This window comes from Rhizobium vallis (genome assembly GCF_003985155.1).
GTDB lineage: Bacteria > Pseudomonadota > Alphaproteobacteria > Rhizobiales > Rhizobiaceae > Rhizobium > Rhizobium vallis.
The window spans coordinates 245,034-268,621 of sequence record NZ_ML133692.1; the positions used below are offsets into that span (position 1 = coordinate 245,034).

General features: G+C 62.2%; 23 protein-coding genes and 1 other RNA gene. 6 read left to right on the forward strand and 18 right to left on the reverse strand.

Annotation, left to right across the window (positions count from 1 at the left end; genetic code table 11):
- Positions 1–1,032 carry a peptidoglycan -binding protein gene (locus tag EFQ99_RS20785; RefSeq protein ID WP_126923109.1) on the forward strand — a complete coding sequence of 344 codons (1,032 nt, stop codon included), beginning with the start codon at positions 1–3 and terminating at the stop codon, positions 1,030–1,032.
- Here EFQ99_RS20785 and EFQ99_RS20790 read toward each other — a convergent pair whose 3' ends face one another.
- The 5 genes from EFQ99_RS20790 to EFQ99_RS20810 all read right to left on the reverse strand — a co-directional run bounded on the left by EFQ99_RS20790 (position 1,033) and on the right by EFQ99_RS20810 (position 6,179).
- Positions 1,033–2,283, reverse strand: coding sequence for an RNA polymerase sigma factor (locus EFQ99_RS20790; protein ID WP_126923110.1), 1,251 nt, complete (start codon positions 2,281–2,283; stop codon positions 1,033–1,035).
- A 7-nt stretch (positions 2,284–2,290) separates the two neighbouring features.
- Positions 2,291–2,629: a YciI family protein gene (locus EFQ99_RS20795; protein ID WP_126827002.1), complete on the reverse strand. Its 339-nt coding sequence runs from the start codon at positions 2,627–2,629 to the stop codon at positions 2,291–2,293.
- A gap of 266 nt (positions 2,630–2,895) precedes the next feature.
- Complete coding sequence (locus tag EFQ99_RS20800; RefSeq protein WP_027683183.1) at positions 2,896–3,084, reverse strand: YegP family protein; 189 nt, start codon at positions 3,082–3,084, stop codon at positions 2,896–2,898.
- A gap of 156 nt (positions 3,085–3,240) precedes the next feature.
- Positions 3,241–4,233, reverse strand: coding sequence for a Bug family tripartite tricarboxylate transporter substrate binding protein (locus EFQ99_RS20805; RefSeq protein WP_126923111.1), 993 nt, complete (start codon positions 4,231–4,233; stop codon positions 3,241–3,243).
- Between the two features lie 143 nt (positions 4,234–4,376).
- On the reverse strand, positions 4,377–6,179 hold the full coding sequence (locus EFQ99_RS20810; protein WP_126923112.1) for an ABC transporter transmembrane domain-containing protein: 1,803 nt from the start codon (positions 6,177–6,179) through the stop codon (positions 4,377–4,379).
- A 192-nt stretch (positions 6,180–6,371) separates the two neighbouring features.
- On the opposite strand from EFQ99_RS20810, the gene rpmE reads away from it, so the two are divergent.
- Positions 6,372–6,593 carry a 50S ribosomal protein L31 gene (gene rpmE / locus EFQ99_RS20815; protein WP_008533100.1) on the forward strand — a complete coding sequence of 74 codons (222 nt, stop codon included), beginning with the start codon at positions 6,372–6,374 and terminating at the stop codon, positions 6,591–6,593.
- A gap of 144 nt (positions 6,594–6,737) precedes the next feature.
- Here the strand turns inward: rpmE and rcdA are convergent, their stop codons facing one another.
- The 3 genes from rcdA to EFQ99_RS20840 all read right to left on the reverse strand — a co-directional run bounded on the left by rcdA (position 6,738) and on the right by EFQ99_RS20840 (position 9,426).
- The gene (rcdA, locus tag EFQ99_RS20820; protein WP_003542804.1) at positions 6,738–7,253 is read right to left on the reverse strand and encodes a protease adaptor protein RcdA; all 516 of its coding nucleotides are present in this window, start codon (positions 7,251–7,253) and stop codon (positions 6,738–6,740) included.
- A gap of 391 nt (positions 7,254–7,644) precedes the next feature.
- The gene (locus EFQ99_RS20825; protein WP_008533098.1) at positions 7,645–7,836 is read right to left on the reverse strand and encodes a DUF1192 domain-containing protein; all 192 of its coding nucleotides are present in this window, start codon (positions 7,834–7,836) and stop codon (positions 7,645–7,647) included.
- Between the two features lie 291 nt (positions 7,837–8,127).
- Positions 8,128–9,426, reverse strand: coding sequence for an MFS transporter (locus EFQ99_RS20840; protein ID WP_126923113.1), 1,299 nt, complete (start codon positions 9,424–9,426; stop codon positions 8,128–8,130).
- Positions 9,427–9,600: 174 nt separating this feature from the next.
- Here EFQ99_RS20840 and EFQ99_RS35110 point away from each other — a divergent pair, with 174 nt between their 5' ends.
- Positions 9,601–9,765: a hypothetical protein gene (locus EFQ99_RS35110; RefSeq protein ID WP_089152717.1), complete on the forward strand. Its 165-nt coding sequence runs from the start codon at positions 9,601–9,603 to the stop codon at positions 9,763–9,765.
- A gap of 25 nt (positions 9,766–9,790) precedes the next feature.
- Here the strand turns inward: EFQ99_RS35110 and EFQ99_RS20845 are convergent, their stop codons facing one another.
- The 8 genes from EFQ99_RS20845 to tkt all read right to left on the reverse strand — a co-directional run bounded on the left by EFQ99_RS20845 (position 9,791) and on the right by tkt (position 19,564).
- The gene (locus EFQ99_RS20845) at positions 9,791–10,714 is read right to left on the reverse strand and encodes a PhzF family phenazine biosynthesis protein (protein WP_126923114.1); all 924 of its coding nucleotides are present in this window, start codon (positions 10,712–10,714) and stop codon (positions 9,791–9,793) included.
- 145 nt (positions 10,715–10,859) lie between these two features.
- Positions 10,860–11,885 (reverse strand): class I fructose-bisphosphate aldolase, encoded by a 1,026-nt coding sequence (locus tag EFQ99_RS20850; protein WP_126923115.1) that lies wholly within the window; start codon positions 11,883–11,885, stop codon positions 10,860–10,862.
- 224 nt (positions 11,886–12,109) lie between these two features.
- The gene (locus EFQ99_RS20855) at positions 12,110–13,312 is read right to left on the reverse strand and encodes a phosphoglycerate kinase (protein WP_208722796.1); all 1,203 of its coding nucleotides are present in this window, start codon (positions 13,310–13,312) and stop codon (positions 12,110–12,112) included.
- Positions 13,313–13,382: 70 nt separating this feature from the next.
- Complete coding sequence (locus tag EFQ99_RS20860; protein WP_126923117.1) at positions 13,383–15,257, reverse strand: potassium/proton antiporter; 1,875 nt, start codon at positions 15,255–15,257, stop codon at positions 13,383–13,385.
- Positions 15,258–15,705: 448 nt separating this feature from the next.
- Positions 15,706–15,885 (reverse strand): hypothetical protein, encoded by a 180-nt coding sequence (locus tag EFQ99_RS20865; RefSeq protein WP_126923118.1) that lies wholly within the window; start codon positions 15,883–15,885, stop codon positions 15,706–15,708.
- A 167-nt stretch (positions 15,886–16,052) separates the two neighbouring features.
- Entirely contained in the window at positions 16,053–16,367 is a 315-nt protein-coding gene (locus EFQ99_RS20870) for a hypothetical protein (protein ID WP_126923119.1), read from the reverse strand.
- A gap of 130 nt (positions 16,368–16,497) precedes the next feature.
- Positions 16,498–17,508, reverse strand: a complete 1,011-nt coding sequence (gene gap, locus EFQ99_RS20875) for a type I glyceraldehyde-3-phosphate dehydrogenase (protein WP_126923120.1) — start codon at positions 17,506–17,508, stop codon at positions 16,498–16,500.
- Between the two features lie 82 nt (positions 17,509–17,590).
- A complete protein-coding gene (gene tkt / locus EFQ99_RS20880; RefSeq protein ID WP_126923121.1) occupies positions 17,591–19,564 on the reverse strand; it encodes a transketolase in 1,974 nt (657 codons plus the stop codon).
- A gap of 333 nt (positions 19,565–19,897) precedes the next feature.
- On the opposite strand from tkt, the gene EFQ99_RS20885 reads away from it, so the two are divergent.
- The 3 genes from EFQ99_RS20885 to ssrS all read left to right on the forward strand — a co-directional run bounded on the left by EFQ99_RS20885 (position 19,898) and on the right by ssrS (position 20,794).
- Positions 19,898–20,173, forward strand: a complete 276-nt coding sequence (locus EFQ99_RS20885) for a DUF4164 domain-containing protein (protein WP_004673381.1) — start codon at positions 19,898–19,900, stop codon at positions 20,171–20,173.
- Between the two features lie 15 nt (positions 20,174–20,188).
- A complete protein-coding gene (locus EFQ99_RS20890; RefSeq protein WP_126923122.1) occupies positions 20,189–20,566 on the forward strand; it encodes a cell division protein ZapA in 378 nt (125 codons plus the stop codon).
- Between the two features lie 69 nt (positions 20,567–20,635).
- Positions 20,636–20,794: non-coding RNA, 6S RNA (ssrS, locus tag EFQ99_RS20895), on the forward strand.
- An 80-nt stretch (positions 20,795–20,874) separates the two neighbouring features.
- On the opposite strand, the gene EFQ99_RS20900 is transcribed toward ssrS, so the two are convergent.
- Both EFQ99_RS20900 and EFQ99_RS20905 read right to left on the reverse strand, forming a co-directional pair.
- On the reverse strand, positions 20,875–22,362 hold the full coding sequence (locus EFQ99_RS20900) for an esterase-like activity of phytase family protein (protein WP_126923123.1): 1,488 nt from the start codon (positions 22,360–22,362) through the stop codon (positions 20,875–20,877).
- 239 nt (positions 22,363–22,601) lie between these two features.
- Positions 22,602–23,585: an NAD-dependent epimerase/dehydratase family protein gene (locus tag EFQ99_RS20905; protein WP_126923124.1), complete on the reverse strand. Its 984-nt coding sequence runs from the start codon at positions 23,583–23,585 to the stop codon at positions 22,602–22,604.
- Positions 23,586–23,588: the final 3 nt, after the last annotated feature.

Here is a 23,588-nt window from a genome sequence, read left to right on the forward strand (position 1 = left end):
ATGGCTCTTGCCCGCAACCGCCGCCGCGAACGCACGGTGGATTACTGGCCGGGCTTCGTCGATGCCTTGTCGACGCTGCTCATCTCGATCATGTTTCTGCTGACGGTCTTCGTCGTCGGGCAGTTCATTCTCAGCCGCGAAATCACCGGCCGCGACGAGGTGCTGAACCGGCTCAACAGCCAGATCAACGAGCTGACGCAGCTTCTCGCGCTCGAAAAGGGCAGCAACCAGGATCTCCAGGATTCGGTCGCCAATCTGCAGGCGTCGCTTTCCAATGCCGAAGGCGAGCGGTCGCGGCTACAGGCGCTGCTGAACGCCGGTTCGGGCGGCCAGGACGCGGCGCAGAAGCGGATCGGCACGATGACTCAGGAGCTCGATGAGCAGAAACAGGTGAGCGAGCGGGCGCTCAGCCAGGTCGAACTCTTGAATCAGCAGATCGCGGCACTTCGCAGCCAGATCGCCGCCGTCGAAGCGGCGCTTCAGGCGTCGGAAGAGAAAGACCGGGTCTCGCAGACCAAGATCGCCGATCTCGGCAGCCGCCTCAACGTGGCGCTTGCAGCGCGCGTGCAGGAGTTGAACCGTTACCGCTCCGACTTCTTCGGTCGCTTACGCGAAATCCTCTCGGACCGCGAGAATATCCGCATTGTCGGCGACCGGTTCGTCTTCCAGTCGGAAGTGCTGTTTCCCTCGGGCGGCGCCGACCTCAATCCGGAAGGGCAGACGGAGATGGCGAAACTTGCCGCAGCTCTTCTCGATCTGGCCAAGGAAATTCCCCCCGAGATCAACTGGGTGCTGCGCGTCGACGGCCATACAGACAATGTGCCGCTCGCCGGAACCGGCCGCTATCGCGACAATTGGGAGCTTTCCTCGGCGCGCGCGATTTCGGTCGTCAAGTTCCTGATCGCGCAGGGCGTGCCGGCAGACCGGCTCGTTGCCGCCGGCTTCGGCGAGTTCCAGCCGATCGCACCGGGCGAGACGCCGGATGCGCGCGCCACCAACCGCCGTATCGAGCTGAAGCTGACCGAGAAATGATCAGCCTGATCTCTTCTGCCGGACTTCCTTCAGCCGGCCGGCGAGGAAATCTTGTACGGCGGGGCTGTCGCTGAGGCCGATCGCTGCCATGTAGGCATCGGCTGCGGCGGTATCATCGCCAGCGCGCGCCAGAAGAAAGGCCCGCACGGCCCAGTAAGGCTGATAAGCGGCAATGTCGCGCGGATCGAGCCTGTCGAGTTGCTCCAGACCCGCGGCCGGACTCAACGCCCTGCCGATCACCGCAGCCTGGCTGACGCGCGCGCCGAGCGCCGGCTTCATCGTCACGAGTGCGGCGTAGAGTGTCGTCAGCGCCTGCCAGTCGGTCGTTCCCAGGAACCTGCGCGCCGCATGCACGGACTGGATCGCCGCCTGGCACTGGAACGGGCCGAAACGGTCGAAACCTCCAGCCTTGCGCAGCAGCGCATCGGCCTCGGCGATCATGATCGCGTTCCAGATCGCCGTGTCCTGTTCGTCCAGCGGTACATATCGGCCGTCGCCGTCACGTCGGGCGCTGCGGCGGGCCTCACAGTGAAGCATCAGCGAGAGAAGGCCGATCGCTTCCGGTTCGTCGGGCAATACGGCGAGAAGCGCGCGGCCGAGCCAGATCGCCTCACCGGCGAGCGAATGGCGCTCTTCCTCGCCGTCCAGACCGTCCCAGCCGAGGCCATAGGCGGCGTAGATCGCCGAAAGAACGGCGGCGAGCCGACCTGACAAGGCCGGGCGAGGGGGAACGGCGAAGGGAATGCCGGCATCGCGGATCTTCACCTTGGCCCGCACCAGCCGCTGGCTCATGGCTTCCGGTGAAACAACGAAGGCTCTGGCGATGGTTTTCGCCTCGATGCCGAGGACGGTCTGCAGCATCAGCGGGGTATGCACCGAGCTGTCGATGGCTGGATGGGTGCAGGCGAAAAGCAGCTTCAGCCGCTCATCGGGAAAGACGGATTTGCCGGCTTCGTTCATGCGTTCCTCGGCCTCCTCGAAGGCGAGCGATAGCGTCGCTTGCGCGTTGGCCTGGACGGTGCGGTGGCGGGCGGCCTGCATGAGGTTGCGGCGTGCGGCGACCAGCAGCCAGGCCTCCGGATTGCCCGGGACGCCGCGTTCGGGCCAGACACGAAGGGCCGAAGCCAGCGCTTCCGACAATGCGTCTTCAGCTGCCGGCACGTCGCGCGAGCGAGCGGCGAGAAAGGCGATCAGCTTGCCATAGGATTGACGCGCCACCTGTTCGGCGGCGCGTCCGGCATCGGGTGGCATCGCCGCCTCACATCTGCAGGCGCGGGCGTACCTCGACCGAACCCTTGTCGGAGATCGGAACACGCGTCGCCCATTCAAGCGCGGTATCCATGTCGGGAACTTCGATCAGATAAAAGCCGCCGAGCAGTTCCTTGCCCTCCGGATAGGGGCCGTCCTGAACATCATGGTCCTCGCCTTTGCGGCGCACGATCGTGCCGGTCTCCGGGCCGGTCAGCCCGGCGCCGCCGGTCATGATGCCTGCCTGGGCAAGCGCCTTGCTGTAGGCGATCCAGCCGTCGCGATAGGCAGGATCGCTGCGCCGGGCAAAATCCTCGGCGCCTTCGCGGATGATGAGGGCATATTGCATGGAAAACTCCTGATCTCGTGTTGGCGTTGATCCGGGCATGTCGATATCGGGGACGGATGGCCCGAAAGCTGCGAAGCCCGGCGGAGCGGCGGGGCCGTTCCGATACAATGAGGCGCGGCCACGGGTCGTTTCGACATGGCTTTCAAAAAAGATGCGAAAGAGAAAAAATGGCGCCGAAAATCAGGAGCAAGCGGGCTCAAGGGCACCGGCGCTGCTCAGGGGCGCGAAAGAGCAGGGGTGGCGTTGACGCCGCCCCTGCCGATCTATCAGGATTCGGCCTTCGTCTGGTCGACGACTTCGGCACCGGGCGTGTTCTTCTTGATGGATTCGATGGCGCTCATGGCGGAGGCCTTCGCCTTGTAGCCCTCGGACGAGAACATGGCTTCGCCATTCGATGCCTTGAAGCGGAAGCGGAACTCGCCCGCCTTATCCTTATAAACTTCGAATTTATACATGGATGTCTCCCGAAACGCTGAATTGCAACCATCAGCTTAGTGGAGGCTAGATCAAAATGGCGAGCTTTTCCACTGCCTTAATTAGAATTCGATTGCTTAGCGTCCAATTGTCACCGCTTCCATTGGGCGCAAGTGAATGAAAGCGGTGCTCCGGTATCACTCCATCTGGATGTTGGCGCCCCTGACGACCGGTCCCCATTTGGCAAGCTCGGCCTTCACGTGGGCCGCGAGTTCCTCCGGGGTCGAGCCGACGATGGTGGCGCTGAACTCCTTCATACGCTCGGCAACGGCCGGGTCCGCGAGCGCTTTCCTGGCTGAGGCGTTGAGGCGCGTCACCGCTTCGCTTGGCGTCTTGGCCGGAGCAAACAGCGCGTTCCACGTATAGGTCTCGTAGCCTGGTATGCCCGACTCGGCGATCGTGGGAACGTCGGGGAAGGAGGGTGCGCGCTCGGCTGTCGTCACCGCCAGCGCTCGCAGGGTACCCGCCTTGATGTGGCCGGACGAAGAGGGCAGGTTGTCGAACATGATTGGCACCTGGTTGCCGATGACGTCGTTCAGCGCCGGACCGGCTCCCTTGTACGGGATGTGCTGCATGCTGACGCCGGCCATGCTCTTGAACAACTCGCCGGAAAGATGCAGCGGCGTGCCGTTGCCCGACGAGGCGTAGCTGTATTTGTCGGGCTCGGCCTTCAAGAGCGCGATCAGCTCCTGCACCGTCTTGGCCGGCAGCTCGGGATTGACGACCAGCACGTTCGGCACGACGACGAGCAGCGAGACCGGCGCGAAATCCTTCTCTGGATCATAGGGCGTCGATTTGAGGATCAGCGGATTGAGCGCATGGGTCGCGACCGTTCCCATCAGGATGGTGTAGCCGTCAGGTTCGGCACGCGCGACATTGCCGGCGCCGAGATTGCCGCCGGCGCCGGCGACGTTCTGGACGATCACCTGCTGGCCGAGATCCTCCGACATCTTCTGCGCGATGATGCGGGCGACGACATCGGTCGAGCCGCCAGCTGCAAAGGGCACGACCATGGTGATCGGGCGATCCGGAAAATCCGCCGCGGCGGACGTCGCGCCGAGACCGAGCGTTGCAGTCAGGCCGAGAGCGAGCGCAAGGCCCGTGCGTCGCGTGATATCGGAAAGCGCCATTCCTATCTCCTCCCAAGGATTTCAGCAGCAATATCCCCACCCCGGGGCATAAGGAGGTTAGGGCGGGGGGCTGGAAAGACAACCGCAGGGAGGGGCGGTCGAGCTCAGACTTTAGTCGTTGACGATGAGTAGGCGTGTGCGTTCTATTTCGCCGCAGCGAGCACGTCTTCGTTGGCGGCATCGAATTGCAGCCGCGCCAGCCGAGCATAGATGCCGCCCTGGCGGATCAGGCTCTGGTGCGGGCCCTCCTCGACGACACGGCCCTGGTCCATGACGAGGATACGGTCGGCCTTAAGCACGGTTGCCAGCCGATGCGCAATGACGAGCGTCGTGCGGCCGTCCACAAGGCCGTCGAGCGCCTTCTGCACCAGCGTCTCGCTTTCGGCGTCGAGCGCCGAGGTCGCCTCGTCGAGCAGCAGCACGGGCGCGTTCTTCAGGATGGCGCGGGCAATGGCGATGCGCTGACGCTGGCCGCCGGAAAGCGTCACGCCGCGCTCGCCGACTTCGGTCTCGTAGCCTTTGTCCAGGCGGGCGACGAATTCGTCGGCCTGGGCCGCAAGGGCGGCGGCGCGGACCTCCTCGCGCGAGGCGCCCGGGCGGCCGAAGGCGATGTTGTCGTGGATCGAGGCGGCGAAGATGGTGACGTCCTGCGGCACGATGGCGATGCGCTGGCGCAACTCGTCCGGCGTCGTCAGCCGCGCGTCGACGTCGTCGATCTTCACGCTGCCCTGCTGCGGATCGTAGAAGCGCAGCAGCAGCGAGAAGACGGTGCTCTTGCCGGCGCCGGAAGGGCCGACGATGGCGACCGTCTCGCCGGGCGCGACCGCGAAGCTCAAGCCATGCAGCGCCGATTTGCCGGGGCGCGAGGGATAGGCGAAATGCACGCCGGAAAATTCGACGCGGCCGCGGCCAGGCGAAGGGAGTGCCTGCGGGCAGGCCGGGGCTGCAATCGGCGAGACTTCGTCGAGAAGCTCGGTCAGCCGGTCGGCAGCACCCGCTGCCTGCGACAGTTCGCCCCAGACTTCCGATAGCGCGCCCAGCGATCCGGCTGAGATGACGGCATAAAGCAGGAACTGGCCGAGCGTGCCGGCCGAAAGCGTGCCGGCAAGCACGCTGTGGGCGCCGACCCAGAGCACGGCGACGACGCTGCCGAAGATCAGGGTGATGGCGATCCCGGTCAGGAGGGCGCGGGAGCGGATCGCGGCGCGGGCGGCCTCATAGGCGGATTCGACGGCGGTGCCGTAGCGTGTCGCAGCGGCATCCTCGCCGTTGAAGGCCTGTACGGTGCGGGTGGCGGCGACCGTTTCGTTGGCAAAGGCGGAAGCCGCGGCGAGTGTATCCTGGGCGGCGCGCGAACGCTTGCGCACCGAGCGGCCGAAGGCGACGAGCGGGAAGACGATCAGCGGGATCGCTCCGATGACAATGCTCGAAAGCTTCGGCGAGGTGACGATCATCATGCCCATGGCGCCGAGACAAAGGATGAGGTTCCTGAGCGCCACAGACGCTGTGGCGCCGACAGCGGATTTGATCTGCGTCGTATCGGCGGTCAGCCGCGAGACGATCTCGCCGGATTGATTGACGTCGAAGAAGGAGGGCGACAGCCGCGTCACGTGGGCAAAGACGTCGCGGCGAAGATCGGCGACGATGCGTTCGCCGATGGTGATGACGAAATAATAGCGCAGCGCGCTTGCGATCGCGAGGACCACCGCCATGACCATCAGCATGGCGAAGTAGCTGTTGATGAAACGGCCGTCGGAATGGGTGAAGCCGTGATCGATCATGCGGCGCACCGCCAGCGGCAGCGCCAGCGAGGTGATGGCGGCGAGCGCCAGCGATATCAGCGCGCCGGCCACCAAGGCGCGATAACGCATGACGTAGGGCGTCAGCCTGCCGAGCGGCCGCAGCGACCGCCTTTTGTTTTCCTCACCCCGTACCTGCTCTGCCAAATCGTCTCCGATCACCCTCAGGACCCGCGCAATGCGGCCTGTTGGCTCTTGTTATCCCGGCGTCCTTCATGTATAGGCACGGCATCCTAATGGGAAGCCGTAGCCATCTGACTGCGGCTTCATTTATTCAATCGGTTCGTTGGCCGCAACTGCATGCGGCAAATTGAACTCCGGTATCGCAGGAAGATTGTTATGAAGGCAGGCATCCATCCCGACTATCACGTGATCAAGGTGGTCATGACCGATGGCACCGAATACGAAACCCGCTCGACCTGGGGTTCGGAAGGCGCTGTCATGAACCTCGAAATCGATTCCAAGTCGCATCCGGCCTGGACCGGCGGCAACCAGCAGCTCATGGACCGCGGTGGCCGCGTCTCCAAGTTCAACAAGCGTTTCGGCGGCCTCGGCCTCTAATCGCTTCTGCTCGACGGAATTCGAAGAGAGCCCGGTTCTGCCGGGCTTTTTTGCGTTTGCGGGATGCCTGCTGCTTTCGTCAGCAAAGAAAAAACCGGCTGCGCGGGTCGCAGCCGGTTCATCTAGAACTCTCTAACGTTCGGATCAGTTGTTGCCGAAAGCGGTCTGCAGCAGGGAAAGCTGAGCCTGGACGCTGTTCTGGTTGTCATGAACGATCACGGCTTCGGACGGCCGGTAGATTTCACGGTCGAGCAGCGCGATACGGTTCTGCAGGCGCAGCGAACGTTCGACGAGGTCACGGAAGGATTCCGGCAGGTCGCCCCAGCCGGGTGCGGCGCGATCGACGTTGAAGCCGTCGAGGCGAACCTTGTTCTTCTCGGCCAGCACCTGATCGCGGGACATTTCGCCGTTGTTGACCGCGCGCTGCAGCAGCAGCCAGGAGGCCATCTGCATGAGGCGGGTGGTGAGGCGCATCGATTCCGCCGCGTAGAGAACCGAGGCCATCCGCGGCAGAACCTTGGAGGCGGCGCGGCCCTGGCCGTCGAGATAGGCTGCGGTCTCTTCGACCAGCGACATGCCTTCCGCATAGAGCGCCTTGAACTGCGAGGATGCAGCCGCGCGGCCTGCAAAACTGATCGTGTTCAATCCAACTTCCGACATCGCAATAGTCCCTGTTGCACGCAGCTACTTTATTATCAGGTAACGCCGGCCCCCACGGAAAAGTTTCCAAGCCCGGGTTTTATGGCTTTAAGATGGTATCATTAGCGCAAATGCGCAAGCCGTTTCTTAAGAAAGGGTTAATCTCCACAGTTTCGTGGAAGTACGCCGGCTGCAAGTAAAAAGAAGAGCCGCAAAAGCGGCTCTCAAGGTAAAACAGGGAGAAAAATCAGACCAATTCACCGCATGGAAAACTGTCTGAGATCCAGAGAAAATCTGGATGAGTACAGTAATACCTTATAAAGCTTAATATTTTATTAACATTGTGCCGGATCAAGACTTGAGGCGGCCTCATTTTCCCGCCTAGAGCCTTGTTTTTCAATGTTTCGGCAGATCAGGAGCGGAAGAAGCTCTCCGCCGCCTGCCGCCCGGAGGCCTTGCGGGTGGCCTCGGCCTCGAGGCGGGCGATCTCGGCTTTCAGCAATTCTACCCGCGCCTTCAGCTCATCCACCGAAAGCATGGAGAGATCGGCGCCGATCTCATGGACCGCCTTCTTCTGCGGCCGGTCGTCATCGATGAAGCTCATGGTTCGTCCTCCGTTTAGAGCCTTTCCGGGTTAGATTGTAGCATTCTGTTGGCTCAAACGGAGTCGGATGGTCGACCGGCCGGCGCGCGTCGTAGCCCAGCTCTACGGCCAAGCCGGCCGATCGATCAGGCGGCCCGTTTCAGCCAACCCGAAGGGCCGGGCATCTTTCCGCCAGGATCAAAGGCGATCGGCTCGGACGTACCTGGGGTATGCCCTTCGCCAATCGCCTTTGCCCTGACGAAAACCTGCTCCGGCAGAATGCTTCAATCTAACCCGGAAAGGCTCTAAAGTTCAGCCGAACTTTACAGCAGGATCGCCGCTTTCGGGAGCCTTCCCCGTTTCAGAAGGTTTGCCGGCGCCGCGGTCGGCGAGCGACATGCTTTGCGGCGTCAGCATCGGCGAGGTGCCGGTCGGGATCGTCGTATAGGCCTCCCGGTCGCTTGCCGGGACGGCGGCGCGGATGCGGCTTCTGATGATGGCGTAACCCGTGATCAGCACGTGGGCGATAGCGGTGACGAGGAAAAGCGCATGCGGAGTGATCGCCGACATGACGGGACCGCCGATTGTCGGGCCGATCACCGTGCCGATGCCGTAGAGCAGCAGCAGGCCGCCGGAGACCTTGACGAAATCCTCCGCCGCGGCGAAGTCGTTCGCGTGGGCGACGGCGATCGGGTAGAGCGTATTGGCCACAGCGCCGTAAAGGACGACGAGCCCGATCAACAGGGCAGGGGACGTCGGGTGAAGCAGGAAGATCAGCAAACCGGCAACGGCTGCGATCGCCGACATTGCAGCGAGCACATAGCGCCGGTCGATGCGATCAGAAAGCCGGCCGGCCGGCAACTGCATCAGCGCGCCGGCGAAGATGGTGGCGCTCATCATGATGGCGATGCTGGTGTCGGAAAGGCCGGCGCCGGCGCCGAAGACGGCGCCGAGCGTGCCGTAGGCCCCATTGGCGATGCCGACAAGCAGGATGCCGAGGCAGGAAACCGGCGAGTTGCGATAGAGCGCTGGCAGGTCGAGGCGCACCGCCTTCAGCGGCTGCGGCGAAGCGGCGGTCGACAGCGTCGTCGGCAGCATGGCGATGCAATAGAAGATGCCGCAGATCATGAAGAGCACCGGCGTACGCACGTCTTCCAGCGGGATCATCATCTGGCCGCCGACGACGCCGAGCAGGGTGATGCCGATATAGAGCGAGAAGATCGCGCCGCGGCTCTCGTTGCTGGCGCGCTCGTTCAGCCAGCTTTCGATGATCATCGAGGTGCCGGCGGTGGAGAAGCCGGTCACCGCGCGCAGGACCACCCACCAGACCGGATGGATGATAATGCCGCTGACCAGCGCGATGATGGCGATGATCGAGATGAAGCCCGAGAAAGCTCTAACATGGCCGACGCGGCGTACCAGTTTCGGCGCCACCAGGCAGCCGATGACGAAGCCCCCGGCCCATGAGGTGCCGAGCAGGCCGAGCGTCGTCGTGGCGTAGCCTTCGAGGTTGCCGCGCACGGGAAGCAGGATGCCCTGCAGGCCGTTGCCCATGAACAGGAACAGCGTGCCAAAGAGCAGCGCGGCGACGGACAGCAGATTTCTCTTCATTTCCCCAGACTCGGTCTTCAGCGATTTGACGTGGACATAAGGCAAGAGCTGCGTCAGCCCAGCCTCGAGATGATTGATTGTGCCCCGGAATGTCTTTACGGCGTGTAGAGATCCTCTTGTTCGCGCGGAAAAATGTCCGTCCTGTGACATTCCGAAAAACGGAAAAAATAAAGCATGACAAAGCTGATAGCCTTGCTGCTCATCCTTGCCATGGCGATACAGGTGATCAAGCCGCTCGGGCTTCCCGGCCTCAGGCGGCGGATGGATTTCTGGAAGATCGCGCTGATCGCTTTCGCGATCTGGGCATTGGCGCTGCTTTCGCGCGATTTCCTGATGTAGAGAGGGTGGGTCGCCCGATTTGCGATCAGTCCTGCAGCACGATTTCTCCGCGCATGACAGGCACGCAGCTTCCGGAGATGACGACGTCGGTGACGATACCACCGGATTTCATAACATCGACGGCGATGATGCTGCGGCGGCCCATTTCGACGCCCTGTTCAATGGTGACGCGGATATTCCTGTCGGCGTCCGGTGCCAGCGAGACGAGATAGGCGGAAAGTGCGGCCGAAGCGCTACCGGTCGCCGGATCCTCAGGCACGTTGTCCAGCGGCGCGAACATGCGGGCGCGGATATTCCACGGATTTTCGGATGTCTTGACATAGAGGAAGAGTGAGAAGTCGTGGCCGCTCGTCGTCTGGCGGCCGGCGGCTGCCTGGAATCCGGCAAGATTCGGACGGGCGGCGGCCAAGGCGTCGAGTCCGTTCAACTCGGCGACGGCAAAGTTCAGGCCGACCGAGGCAAAGACCGGGGCGTGGGTACTTGTGACGATGACGCCGGGATCGAGCGTGACACAGCGGGCGATGGTTTCCGTGGTGATGGTATCGCCGATCGACAGCGGCTCCGGCGCGCGGATGGCTGCTGCCGTAACGCTTCCGCCACTGCGTTTCAGGCTGACCTCGACGATGCCGGCCTTTTCCTCGAAGCGTAGCCTATCGCCGACCGGCTTGCCGAAGATCTCCGCCCGCTGGCCGAGCACGTAAGCCGTGCCGACATTCGGATGGCCGGCGAAGGGTATTTCCATCGTCGGGGTGAAGATGCGCACGCGGGCGGTATTCTCAGGATCTTCTGGCGGCAGGACGAAGGTGACTTCGGAATAGTTGAACTCGGTGGCGATCTTCTGCATCGCCGCATCGGTGAGACCGCGCGCATCGGAGATGACGGCAAGCGGATTGCCCTCGAAACGCGTGGAGGTGAAGACATCGACGGTGACGTAGGAAATGGTGTGCATAGCGGCTCCTGTTGCAGCGGGCCGCTATGAATAATCACGATTTTTCACCGGACGAAGCCGTTTCTTGTCGCCGAGACAATGAGAGAAACAGAAAGGGCAGGACGCTGCGTTTGCCGCGTCCTGCCCAAATCTCAAGCGCGAAGGATCAGGCGGCCTTTTCCAGGTCCTTTTTCCAGCTGCCCTTGGCGGCGAGACTGTTCATCTCGGCGCGGTGGGTGAATTCGCGCTGTCCGGCGGCGACATTTTCCTGCTTGCCGTTCCAGGCCTTGAGTGCGCTATCCTGCAGGGCGCGGCCGTAGGAGAAGGTGACGAGCCAGGGCAGATCGGCCGTGGAGTTGATGGCAGAAAGGTGGGCGGTCGCTTCTTCGGTCGTCTGGCCGCCGGAGAGGAAGGCGATGCCGGGAACCGCTGACGGAACGGTAGCCTTCAACACCTTGACCGTACGCTCGGCAACTTCCGCGACCGAGGCCTTGCGGGCGTTCTTGCCGTCGATCACCATGTTCGGCTTCAGGATCATGCCTTCGAGGCTGACGCGGGCATCGGCCAGTTCCTCGAAAACGATGCGCAGCGTGGATTCGGTCACTTCGGCGCAGCGGGCGATATCATGGTCGCCCGGCTTGCCGTCCATCAGGCATTCCGGCTCGACGATCGGAACGATCTTGGCTTCCTGGCAGAGTGCAGCATAACGGGCGAGCGCCTGAGCGTTGGCGCGGACCGAACCGCGGGTCGGCAGCGTCGACGAAATGGCGATAACGCCGCGCCACTTGGCGAAGCGGGCACCGGCCTCATAATATCGGGCAAGGCGATCGCCGAGACCATCGAGGCCTTCGGTGATGGTTTCACCGGGATATTTCGCCATCGGCTTGGCACCGATATCGACCTTGATGCCGGGAATGGAACCGGCGGCTCGGATGATGTCGACGAAGGGCGTGCCGTCCACAGCCTTCTGGAAAAGCGTCTCTTCATAGAGGATGACGCCGGAGATATATTTCTTCATCGCCTCGTCTGAGCGGAAGAGCATCTCGCGGTAGTCGCGACGGCTGGTTTCGGTCGATTCGAGATTGATCGTGTCGAAACGCTTCTTGATGGTGGACGTCGATTCATCAGCCGCAAGCAGTCCCCGGCCGCCTGCAACCATCTGCACTGCAATGTCTTCCAGTCGTTCGCTCATCTCGTTCTCTCCACAGCATTAAACATCAGCAGTTTACGAATATAGGACGGCGATAACAGAAGTTTATAGAGAGGAAAATGGAAGGCTAAGTCATTGAAACGATTGAAATCAATTCAATCGTTTGAAAAAATGGGATTTTTACCAGCTCTTGAGCAAAAGACCGCGGGAGGCTGCTTGCCACCCGCGGTCTATCCACATGTAATACCTGTCGAATCGGGTTCGGATTATCTGCCGGCGTTAAGGACTGCGACGCCGGGGAGCTCCTTGCCTTCCATCCATTCCAGGAAGGCGCCGCCGGCGGTCGAGACATAGGTGAACTCGTCGGCAACGCCGGCATGGTTCAGCGCCGAGACGGTATCGCCGCCGCCGGCAACGGAGGTGAGCTTGCCGGCCGCGGTGCGCTCGGCGGCGTATTTCGCGGCCGCAACCGTTGCGGCGTCGAAGGGTTCGATCTCAAAGGCGCCGAGCGGACCGTTCCAGACGAGCGTCGAGGCGCGCTCGATCCAGGCCTTGATGGCCTCGACGGATTTCGGGCCGACGTCGAGCACCATGGCATCGGCCGGAATGGCGTTGATGTCGACGGTCTCGTTGGCGGCACCGGCCTTGAACTCGCGGGCGACGACGCCGTCTTCCGGCAGAATGATGGCGCAGCCTGATGTCGCGGCCTCGATCATGATCTGCTTGGCGGTTTGGGCGAGGTCATGTTCGCAGAGCGACTTGCCGACATTGGTGCCGCGGGCTGCGATGAACGTATTGGCCATGCCGCCGCCGATGACGAGCGCATCGACCTTCTTCACCAGGTTCATCAGGAGGTCGATTTTGGTCGAAACCTTGGCGCCGCCGACGATCGCAACGACCGGGCGGGCCGGATCGCCGAGGCCCTTTTCCAGCGCCTCCAGCTCCGCCTGCATGGTGCGGCCGGCATGGGCCGGCAGGTGATGGGCAAGGCCTTCGGTCGAGGCATGGGCGCGGTGGGCGGCGGAGAAGGCGTCGTTGACATAGATGTCGCCGTTGACGGCGAGCGCCTTGATGAAATCGGGATCGTTCTTTTCCTCGCCCTTGTGGAAGCGGGTGTTTTCCAGAAGCAGGATATCGCCGTCATTCATCGCCGCGACGGCGGAGGTGGCGGCCTCGCCGATGCAATCGCCGGCCGTCAGCACGGCGTGATCAAGCACTTGCTCGACGGAAGGGGCGATCAGCGACAGCGACAGATCCGACGACGGGCCGTCCTTCGGCCGGCCGAAATGGGCAAGCAGGATGACCTTGGCACCCTTTTTGGACAGTTCGAGGATCGTCGGCGCCACACGCTCGATACGCGTCGTATCGGTGACCTTGCCATCCTTGACCGGCACATTGAGGTCGACGCGGACGAGAACGCGCTTGCCGCTGATGTCAGTGAGATCGTCGAGGGTCTTGAAAGAAGGCATGGGGAGGATCCAGTCTTGGTTGGCGGAAGTCGCGCCGACCATAGCAAGGATCATCTGAGACGCAAGGCGCTCAACGGCCGTTTTCGTGTGTGGCCTCGTCGCGTCCGGCCGGCGCTTTCTGTGCGCTTTCAGGGGCGGCGGTTTCGCGGTTCCGGCGTCCTTTCAGCCGGTCGCGGACGCGCTGGATGATATCCTTCAGATTGATGAAGATCGGCAGCGTGATCGCCGGCTCCACAGCCTCCAGCGACATGCCGACGGAGCTGACATGATCGTGCTCGTCGAGATCGCGGACGATGAGGATGATCGAGCCGAGGCGGACGCGGTCGGCATAATCGGCCTTGCCGCCGAGGCGCTGCCGCATCAGTTCGGCAATCGTCAGTCCCTTTTCGGATTCGTTGAGAAGCCCCGGGCCATAGGCCGCGTCGAGATCGGCGGCGGGGCGGGCGGGGGAGAGCGCGAAGGCCCCGAAGAATTCGGCATCGTCCTCATCGACAGGCGCGCGGCTGGCAAAGAGCCGGTCGAGCAGGCGGGAATAGCTCGGCACGATGAAGAGGTAGACGAGATCGTTCTCTCGCAGTCGCCCGGCATATTGGTAGCGCATCGATTTGCCGTCACGGATGACGAGCGAGGGCGTCGCCCAGCGCGGAATGCGCTCGCCGCGCAGCACCGGGCTGTCCTTGATGACGCGGTAGGAGAGCAGCTCATGGTTGGCGGCTCCAGGCAGGTCGACTTCGACCTTGTCGACGGCGCCGATGCGCGGCGGAATGATCAGGCCGAGTTTCTTGGCGACCGGCTTGATCGTCCAGCCCTGGACGAGCAGCGAGACCAGCACGATGATGAAAGCGGTATTGAAATAGATCTGACCGTTTTCCAGCTTGCCGAGGATCGGCATGATCGCAAGCAGGATGGAGACCGCGCCGCGCAGGCCGACCCAGGCGACGAAGCCGATTTCCTGCTGCGTGTAATCGAAGGGAAGCAGCGACAGCCAGACGGCCAGCGGCCGGGCGACGAAGATCAGGAAGAGGGCAAGCAGGATGGCGGGCACGATGATGACCGGAAATTGCGACGGCGTGGCGAGCAGGCCGAGCACCAGGAACATGATGATCTGCGCCAGCCAGGTCATGCCGTCCTGGAAGCGCTTGATGGTGCCGATCGCCTGCATCTTGCGGTTTCCGGCATAGATGCCGGCGACGTAGACCGCGAGGAAGCCGCTGCCGCCGACCGCACCGGTGAAGGAGAAGACGAGGAGGGCGAGCGCCAGCACGAAGATCGGCGTCAGGCCGCGATCGGTATCGAGCCTGCTGACGATCAGCACGATCATCATACCGCCGAGCAGGCCGAGAATGACGCCGAGGCCCATCTGCTGCACGAACATGGCGAGCATGCCGATATTGATGCCGGCGTAACGTTCACCGCTTGCCAGTACCTCGACCAGGGCGATGGTGAGGAAGATCGCCATCGGGTCATTGGTGCCGGATTCGACTTCCAAGGTCGAACGCACCTTGTCGCGGATATTGATGCCGCCGATGCGCAGCAGGAAGAAGACGGCCGCGGCATCGGTCGACGCCACGATAGACCCGAGCAGCAGGCCTTCCAGCCAGGTGAAGTTCAAAAGCCACATGGCGGCGAAGGCAAAGAGCGAGGCGGTGATGAGCACACCGATCGAGGCGAGCGCGAGTGAGGGCACGGCCGCGAGCCGGAAGGCCTGCATCGGCGTGCCGAAGCCGGAATCGAACAGGATGACGGCGAGCGCGATGGAGCCGAGGATGTAGGCGAGGTAGTTGTTGCTGAACTCGATGCCAAGGCCATCAACGCCGGCGGCAAGGCCGATCATCAGGAAGAGCAACAGCAAGGGGGCGCCGAAGCGGAAAGCGAGCAGGCTCGAAAAAGCGGCAAGAAGCACGAGCGCCGTCGAGACCAGCACCACGATGTAGAACGCTTCCATGCCCACCCCTTTCCATCGACTGCTTCGCGAATATAGCCGCCCCGGGCCGATCCGCCTTATCTCAACCCCTCCGCCACACGTGACGATCCATCAGTAAACGGCAAAACGACAGAGAAGGGTAGGCCTTGCGGCTTAACCTCGTCGCGATGCTGCATCATGCTGCTGAACGGCTGCCGGACGGCCGCCGACGTGGAATGCTACGGGAGAAATTCTCTATAAAGAATGTATAGGAAAATCAGGCGAGAGCAGGGCGAAAGACAGGAAGATTGATTTTTCCTGACGGTATCTGTCGACCGCAACAGGATAAGACAGGTTCCTCCACGCAGGCCCGTTCGCGAGGAAATGAACGCGGAGATTTTTCGATATCAGGCAGGAAAGCCAGGCCGACGTCTGCCCAGCGATGGAGCTGACTGCAGCGTTGTGCCTGATGTAGCAGGCCGTTGCTCCGCTATCCCAGCACTGCCTGAAGGATGATGACGGCGAGAAACGCAAGACCGATGAAGGCGGCAACCGAGATGACCAGGCGATTAGCCTTTGCCAACACGGCCGGTTTGACGTCCCGCTTGGGGTGAAACCGTTGCCGCCGCTTGAGGGTGGTGTGGGACAAGCGTTTTTGTGCCTCTGCCATTTATCACCTCCGCCTGGATCATCTCAGCCATTGTGCAGCGCTGTGCATTTTCTCAATCTATCACGCTTGGCCAGCGGATTGCCAACCGTGATTCCATCCTTGCGGCCGCCCCGAACCTGTCGCTTCGAGATGACTTTCAAAACCGGAAGACCGACGCAGATCGACTGTCAGTCTTCGGTGTCCTCGCCCCCGTCGGTCAGATCCTCGACCGGGACCAGGAAAACGACGAACTCGTCGTCGATGGTTCTTTCGGGATCATCGTCGAATTCATAGGCGTGCTCGACTTCGCTTGCTTCCTCAGCGGTCGCCTTGCGCAGGCTGAGCGTCGCCTTGCGGTCCCATAGGGGTTTGCCTTCGGACTCGAGGATGGTCAGGTCGTCGCGAAAATCTTCCGCCTCGAAGAAGTGCGTCGCTTCCTCATCGTTTTTTGCGCGAAAGCTGGCGACGGCACGGCTGGCGATTTCAACGGTAAAGTAATCCATCTATTCCTCTTCATCTCCCCGGGTGTCGATGCGGTTCCGGGGGTATCAACGATGCCGCGACCGGTTTCGATCGCCTATAACAAAACGGCCCGGTTTCCCGGGCCGCTTGTGATATTCAGTGGTCAGGCCCTCAGATGAGCTTGGCGAAAGCGACTGCCGTGTCGGACATGCGGCTGGAGAAGCCCCACTCGTTGTCGTACCAGGAGAGCACGCGCACGAAGTTGCCTTCCATGACCTTGGTCTGATCGGTTGCGAAGATCGAGGAGTGGCTGTCGTGGTTGAAGTCACGGGAGACGAGCGGCTCGTCGGTGTAGCCGAGGATGCCCTTGAGCTTGCCGTCTGCAGCAGCCTTGATGGCTTCGTTGATTTCGCCAACGCTGGTCGCCTTCTTGGCGACGAACTTGAAGTCGACGACGGAAACGTTCGGGGTCGGAACGCGGATCGAGGTACCGTCGAGCTTGCCCTTCAGATGCGGCAGAACGAGGCCCACGGCCTTGGCGGCGCCCGTCGATGTCGGGATCATGGAAAGGGCGGCGGCGCGGGCGCGATACAGGTCCTTGTGCATCGTGTCGAGCGTCGGCTGGTCGCCGGTGTAGGAGTGGATGGTCGTCATGAAGCCGTGGTCGATGCCGACGGCGTCGTCGAGAACCTTAACGACCGGCACCAGGCAGTTGGTGGTGCAGGAAGCGTTGGAGATGACCAGGTGCTCCTTGGTGAGCTGGTCATGGTTGACGCCGAAGACGACCGTCAGGTCTGCGCCGTCGGCAGGAGCCGAGACGATGACGCGCTTGGCGCCGGCCGTCAGATGGGCGGCGGCCTTGTCACGCGCGGTGAAGATGCCGGTGCATTCCATGGCGATGTCGACGCCGAGTTCGCGGTGCGGAAGCGTAGCCGGATCCTTGATGGCAGTGACCTTGATCGGCTTGCCGTTGCCGACAATGATCGTGTCACCCTCGACCTTGACGGCTGCGGGGAAACGGCCGTGGATCGAATCGTAGCGCAGCAGGTGGGCGTTGGTCTCGACGGGGCCGAGGTCGTTGATGGCGACGACTTCGATGTCGGTGCGGCCGGATTCGACGATGGCGCGGAGGACGTTGCGGCCGATGCGGCCGAAACCGTTGATGGCAACCTTGACTGTCATGTTCATTCACTCCCGATAGAGTAGGGCCCCGATAAAGCGGGCCTGGAATTGAGGAGATGGAGAGCGCCTCAAGGCGCTCTCATTAAAGCTTTGCTTCAGCGGCCGCAACGACGGCGTCGGCGGTGATGCCGAAATGCTTGAAGACGTCCTTCGCAGGGCCGGAAGCGCCGAAGCCCTTCATGCCGACAAAGCTGCCTTCCGGACCGATGAAGGCATCCCAGCCTTCGCGGACGGCGGCTTCGACGGCAATCTTCACCGGCGAGTTGCCGAGGACTTCCTTGCGATAGGCTTCCGGCTGATCGAAGAAGAACTCCGTGCAGGGAACGGATACGACACGGGTGCTGACACCCTTGCCTTCCAGCGTTGCGCGCGCGGCAACGGCTACTTCCACTTCCGAACCAGACGCGAAGATCGTGACCTTGGCGTCGGCATTGCCTGCGAGCGTATAGGCGCCGAGTTCGCAGAGGTTCTTCTCATTGTACTCGGTGCGGACGGTCGTCAGGTTCTGACGGGTGAGAGCCAGAGCGGACGGATGATCCTTGCTCTTCATGGCGATCTGCCAGCATTCCGCGGTTTCGACTGCGTCGGCCGGGCGGAAGACGCGCAGGTTCGGCACCGCACGCAGGCCGGCGATCTGTTCGACCGGCTGGTGAGTCGGGCCGTCCTCGCCGACGCCGATCGAGTCATGGGTCAGCACGTGGATGACACGGATGCCCATAAGCGCGGCGAGGCGGATCGGCGGACGGCAATAATCGGAGAAGATCAGGAAGCCGCCGCCGTAAGGAATAAGGCCACCGTGCAACGCAATGCCGTTCATGGCCGAGGCCATGCCGTGCTCGCGGATGCCCCAGTGCATGTAACGACCGGCGAAATCTGTCGGCGTGATCGAATGCATCTGGCTGGTCTTGGTATTGTTCGACGGCGTCAGGTCGGCGGAGCCACCGAGCGTTTCCGGCACGAAGCCGTTAATGACTTCAAGCGCGTCTTCGGATGCCTTGCGGGAGGCGATCGTCGGCTTGGTCTCGGCGAGCTTCTTCTTGTAGTCGTCGATCGCCTTGTCGAAGCCTTCAGGCAGGTCTCCGGCGAAACGGCGGGTGAACTCGGCCTTGGCCGGGGACTTGGAAAGCGTCTCTTCCCATGCCTTGACGATATTGTCGGAGCGAGTGCCGGCCGCCCGCCATTCCTCGAGAAGGTCGGAGGGGATGACGAAGGGCTCGTAATCCCAGTTCAGCGCCTTGCGGGTGGCGGCGATTTCTTCAGCGCCGAGCGGGTTGCCGTGTACCTTGTGGGAGCCCTGCTTGTTCGGAGCGCCGAAGCCGATCACCGTCTTGCAGGCGATGAAGGTCGGGCGGTCGGACTTGTGGGCGGCTTCGATCGCGTCGGCGATGGCGGCCTGGTCGTGACCATCGATCTCGATCGTGTTCCAGTGAACCGCCTTGAAGCGGGCGATCTGGTCGGTCGAGTCAGACAGGGAGACGGCGCCGTCGATGGTGATCGAGTTGTTGTCCCAGAAGAGGATCAGCTTGTTCAGCTTCAGGTGGCCGGCAAGCGCGATCGCCTCATGGCTGATGCCTTCCATCAGGCAGCCGTCGCCATTGATGACGTAAGTGTAGTGATCCTGCAGTTCCGGACCGAATTCCTCGCGCAGCTTGCGCTCAGCGATCGCCATGCCGACGCCGTTTGCGATGCCCTGGCCGAGCGGCCCCGTGGTGGTTTCAATGCCTGTGGCATGACCGTATTCCGGATGGCCGGCGGTCTTCGAACCGAGCTGGCGGAACTGCTTCAGATCCTCGACCGTCATGTCGGGGTAGCCGGTCAAGTAAAGCAGCGAATAGAGCAGCATCGAGCCGTGGCCGGCGGAAAGAACGAAGCGGTCGCGGTTCGGCCAATGCGGCTTCTTGGGGTCGAAGCGCAGATATTTGGTGAAAAGGACCGTTGCCACGTCGGCCATGCCCATTGGCATGCCAGGGTGGCCGGAATTCGCCTTTTCAACGGCATCCATGGCGAGGAAGCGGATCGCATTCGCCATCCGGTCGTTCTGTTGGAAAGAGGTCATGGCTTTTCTGCAAGCTCCGGGTGTCGGGGGATGGCCTCGAGCCTCCAAGACCATCGAGTGAAAGCGGCTGAGACATAGCAGTTGGTGCCGGCAAGTCAATAAATGGCGGGCCGAATCCGGGCTGCTCGCGGTGATTTTTGACATTTGATCGCGCGATTGTACAAAAGACAAATCTTGCGTCACGGACATGTGCAAAGCATTCATCCACAGGATAGGCCGGCGGCCAGATGACGGGATTTATTGACGGGCCGTCGGCTAGCTGCATATCCTCTTGAAATCACAGGATCGGCGCAGAGGGCCGATTCGCGGGTCCTGCACGGGAATCGAAACGGCATGACGCCCACGGGCAAAACCATGGAAGCAGCGCTCAACGAGCTGAGACAGGCGATTTCGAGCCTCGAAAACGCCGTCGACATGCGCATCGAGCGGCAGCGCGAGCAGGGCGAGATCGAGGGCGAGGTTCGGCGCGTGCATGCCGATCGTTCCCGACTGGCGCAGGAACTCGACCAGGCCGAATTCCGGGCCAACCGGCTGGAGGAGGTCAACCGCGAGGTATCGCGGCGGCTGGTGACGGCCATGGAAACGATCCGCGCAGTTCTGGATCGCTGATAGAAAGATTGTGACATGGCGCAGGTGACGGTAACGATCGACGGCAAGGCCTATCGCATGGCCTGCGAGGAAGGTCAGGAAGAGCATCTGACCGATCTCGCCACTCGCTTCGACCACTATGTCGGCCATCTCAAGGGTCAGTTCGGTGAAATCGGCGATCTCAGGATCACCGTCATGGCCGGCATCATGATCATGGATGAAATTTCGGAGCTGACGCGCCGCATCGCCGGATTGGAATCCGAGCTCGAGTCGCTGCGCGGCAATCGCGATACGGTGCTTGCCGCGACTGCACGCACCGAGGAAAACCTCGCGGCCGCGCTTAGCGAGGTTTCCAGCCGAATCCGCGGCATCACCGACAAGCTGAACGGTCGCGCCGCGCCGGAACTCAACTGATCTCAATAAAATAACGACGGCCTGCCGTCGCCACTGGCGCGTCAGCGCAAACGACCTTATATATCGGCCTGCGGTCTGCGCCTCTCGACAGGAACCACAATCCCTGGGGCCATACTCGATCCAAAGGGAGCTGTCCCTGGCCAGGCCCGTGGGCCTGGACACACGGCGCCCACCTACGTTTGTAGGCACCCAGGATCGTAAACATCCACCGGTGGTCGTGGATCGCACCCTTCCCTTTTCTCGTCTGCAAGGACGCCTGATGTGGCGGGCGAACGCTGCTTGCGCGTCCGCCCTTTTCAAAGCGTCTGCTACTTCTTCAGGCCCGGAAGAGTGACCTGGAAGACCTGGAACATGGTGTCGACGTCGGCGCCACCGTCTGCCTTGTAGGCAGCGCCCACCTGGAAACCATCCTGCGTCAGGAAGTCGTTGTCGTTGGCGACGAACAGGAAGTAGTCGTCCGGCAGGTTCGGGTCGAGAACGCTGGCGAGACCCATGGCTTCCCATTTTTCCGACAGATTGTTCTTGTCGTTCGGTGCGCCGTTGTGCAGGCCGAAACGGGCAAGCTCGGCCTTGTCGTTGAGGTCGATGAGTGGTGTCAGCGTTGCCGGCGTCAGTGAGGGATCGATGGCGCCCTTCGGCGCGATCGGCTTGCCGGCGTCGAAATCGCTGCCAGCGATGTCCGTCGCGGCGGAAAGATCGACGACGTTGATCTTGCGGTAAAGCGAGGTATCGCCTTTCACGCCCTGGCCGTTGCCGCTGTCGCGGGAGAGCATCAGGAAGGTCTTGTCGGAGAGGGCGACGATTTCGCTCTCTGCGGCGATTGTCGTCTTGTCCTTGGCATCCTTGAAGACCGGCAGCGGCACGACATATTCGTGCACCAGCTTCAGGTGATCAGGATCGGCGGCGTCATAGACCATGGCGCGGGTGTTCTGGCGGGTCGAGCTGGAATCGCCGCCGTCCTGGCGGGCCGCCGACTGCAGCACTGCGATGATGAACTTACCATCAGGCGTCAAAGCCATGCCTTCGAGGCCCTGATTGTTCTGGCGGCCGGTTTCCGGGTCTTTCGGATCGGGAGCAGAGGCGCCGGGGCCGGGATTGTTGGAGGCAAAACTCAGCGCGCCTTTGCGCATCGGCAAAAGCGCCTTCGGTGGCTGGGTGGCCGAGAGCAGATGGCCATCGGCCGAGAAGCGATAGATATAGGGGCCGTATTCGTCGCTGACGAACATGGTGCCGTCGGCCAACCGAACGATCGCCTCGTTGTCGAGGGCGATCTTGCCGTTTACCGCCTGCGGCAGTGGCGGGAAGTTGCCGGCAGCCGGGCGGATGCCGGATTCCGGGTCGAGACCAGTCATGTCGCCGCCCTTGTCGTCAATGAAGAGCAGGGAATCGGTAAGTTTTGCATCGACGCCCGATTGTTCCTTGCCGGCTTGGGGTGCAGCACCCGGTGCGGTCGGGGTCAGGCCGATTGAGATGGTGTTCAGGCGAGGCCGGTAATCGACGGTGCCGGCGACGTTGTAACCGCGGTCGGGCAGCAGGTAGAGCGTGCCCTTGTAGCTGGCGCCGTCACGGCTCCAGGCGGCGGGATCGATGGCCATGCCGGAGCCGGAGCCGAAGGTTTCACCGAATTTGTCGCGCTGGTTGGCCGGAATGCGGCCAACGCCGACCAGACCCTTGTTGACGAAGGTGAGGCTGTCGACGGTGGCGGAATTCTCAGCGCTGGCGACGGCCGGAATGGCGGCGGATGCGGCGAGAACCGCAGCGAACAGCCGCGATGCATATGGTCTGACGTTCTTCATGAAATAGCCTCTCGGTCAAAAAGCGTTCCTGCAACGGTGCCCACCTGCAAGCTCGACACCGCTTCAAATGAATCCGGCTTTGGATTGGATTTCCTGAGGGCAGAATACGCCCCCGGATTTCGTCCCATATGCCCGGCCAACGGTCTAAGGCGGGATCGTGATATCTGGATGACGCTTTTGAGAGGCTGATTTCCGCCCTCGCCCTGTGTCGGTTGTTCGCAAGCTTTTGCGTGACAGCTCTAGCCGACCGGATAGGGCCCTTCGACAAAGACCTCGTCGTGATAACCCTTGGAGCCGACATCGAGCGCCAGCGGGCTTCGCCATTCCCTGCGGTCGCGCAGGCAATCGAGCAGGAAGCGGAAATCATATTGCGGCTGCCAGCCGAGTTCCCGCCTTGCGCGTTCGTTGACATAGACGCGATCGAGTGTCGGAAACATTTTCCAGCCGTGTTCGGCATAGAGAGCGCCCGCGCCGGGAAAGAGCCGCTCGACGACAACAGGCGCGTCGTTCCTGAGTTCGGCGAGATCGCCTGACGAAAACGGTGTCGTGGCGGAGACGATGTAGCGGCCGAAGCCGATTGCCGGCGCTCTTTCGAGCGCCAGAAGATGCGCAGCGACCACATCACTGATGTCGACGCGGCGATGGAGCAGCTCGTTGGCCTGGGCATTGTCCGCCGAATAGCGGTTTCGAATATCAGGATCGTCGTCGGTTTCCGGAAAGAAGCGCGAGGTCCGGAGAACGACAACGGGCAGGCGGGATTTGCGGGCGAAGAGTTCGCAGACGCCTTCGGCGGCGAGCTTCGTCACGCCGTAGATATTCCTTGCGACAGGAAGCACGTCCTCGGTGACCCACGCCGCCGGTTCGCCGGCGGCCGGCGTCAATGCGGCGCCGAAGGCGCTGGTAGTGCTGGTGAAGACGAAGCTTGAAACACCGGAGGCGGCGGCCTCTTCGAACAGATTCAGCGTGCCGCCGACATTGGTGTCGAGGAAATCGCGATTGCCGTGGGTCGCCATGTGCGGCTTGTGCAGCGTGGCTGCGTGGATGACATGGCGGACGCCAGACATGGCCTGTCTGACGAAGGCGCGGTCACCGATCGAGCCAACCATGTCGGTAAATGCCGAAGGCTTGATATCGATGCCGCGCGCCCACCGGCCTTCCGCCCTCAGAGTGCGCATCAGCGCCTCTCCCAGATGGCCGGCACTTCCCGTCACCAGTATCGTCATCGC

Bases quoted from the DNA above. Each gene is read 5' to 3' on its own strand.
- EFQ99_RS20825 (WP_008533098.1), bottom strand. From the start codon at position 7,836: ATGAGCTTCATCGATGACGACCGGCCGCAGAAGAAGGCGGTCCATGAG.
- EFQ99_RS20870 (WP_126923119.1), bottom strand. From the start codon at position 16,367: ATGGATTACTTTACCGTTGAAATCGCCAGCCGTGCCGTCGCCAGCTTT.
- EFQ99_RS20855 (WP_208722796.1), bottom strand. From the start codon at position 13,312: ATGCCTTCTTTCAAGACCCTCGACGATCTCACTGACATCAGCGGCAAG.
- EFQ99_RS20890 (WP_126923122.1), top strand. From the start codon at position 20,189: ATGGCGCAGGTGACGGTAACGATCGACGGCAAGGCCTATCGCATGGCC.
- EFQ99_RS20805 (WP_126923111.1), bottom strand. From the start codon at position 4,233: ATGGCGCTTTCCGATATCACGCGACGCACGGGCCTTGCGCTCGCTCTC.
- EFQ99_RS20905 (WP_126923124.1), bottom strand. From the start codon at position 23,585: ATGACGATACTGGTGACGGGAAGTGCCGGCCATCTGGGAGAGGCGCTG.
- EFQ99_RS20885 (WP_004673381.1), top strand. From the start codon at position 19,898: ATGACGCCCACGGGCAAAACCATGGAAGCAGCGCTCAACGAGCTGAGA.
- EFQ99_RS20845 (WP_126923114.1), bottom strand. From the start codon at position 10,714: ATGCACACCATTTCCTACGTCACCGTCGATGTCTTCACCTCCACGCGT.
- EFQ99_RS20840 (WP_126923113.1), bottom strand. From the start codon at position 9,426: ATGAAGAGAAATCTGCTGTCCGTCGCCGCGCTGCTCTTTGGCACGCTG.
- EFQ99_RS20900 (WP_126923123.1), bottom strand. From the start codon at position 22,362: ATGAAGAACGTCAGACCATATGCATCGCGGCTGTTCGCTGCGGTTCTC.
- EFQ99_RS20790 (WP_126923110.1), bottom strand. From the start codon at position 2,283: ATGCCACCCGATGCCGGACGCGCCGCCGAACAGGTGGCGCGTCAATCC.
- EFQ99_RS20860 (WP_126923117.1), bottom strand. From the start codon at position 15,257: ATGGAAGCGTTCTACATCGTGGTGCTGGTCTCGACGGCGCTCGTGCTT.
- gap (WP_126923120.1), bottom strand. From the start codon at position 17,508: ATGACAGTCAAGGTTGCCATCAACGGTTTCGGCCGCATCGGCCGCAAC.
- EFQ99_RS20865 (WP_126923118.1), bottom strand. From the start codon at position 15,885: ATGGCAGAGGCACAAAAACGCTTGTCCCACACCACCCTCAAGCGGCGG.
- tkt (WP_126923121.1), bottom strand. From the start codon at position 19,564: ATGACCTCTTTCCAACAGAACGACCGGATGGCGAATGCGATCCGCTTC.
- EFQ99_RS20795 (WP_126827002.1), bottom strand. From the start codon at position 2,629: ATGCAATATGCCCTCATCATCCGCGAAGGCGCCGAGGATTTTGCCCGG.
- EFQ99_RS20850 (WP_126923115.1), bottom strand. From the start codon at position 11,885: ATGAGCGAACGACTGGAAGACATTGCAGTGCAGATGGTTGCAGGCGGC.
- EFQ99_RS20800 (WP_027683183.1), bottom strand. From the start codon at position 3,084: ATGTATAAATTCGAAGTTTATAAGGATAAGGCGGGCGAGTTCCGCTTC.
- rcdA (WP_003542804.1), bottom strand. From the start codon at position 7,253: ATGTCGGAAGTTGGATTGAACACGATCAGTTTTGCAGGCCGCGCGGCT.
- EFQ99_RS20785 (WP_126923109.1), top strand. From the start codon at position 1: ATGGCTCTTGCCCGCAACCGCCGCCGCGAACGCACGGTGGATTACTGG.
- EFQ99_RS35110 (WP_089152717.1), top strand. From the start codon at position 9,601: ATGACAAAGCTGATAGCCTTGCTGCTCATCCTTGCCATGGCGATACAG.
- rpmE (WP_008533100.1), top strand. From the start codon at position 6,372: ATGAAGGCAGGCATCCATCCCGACTATCACGTGATCAAGGTGGTCATG.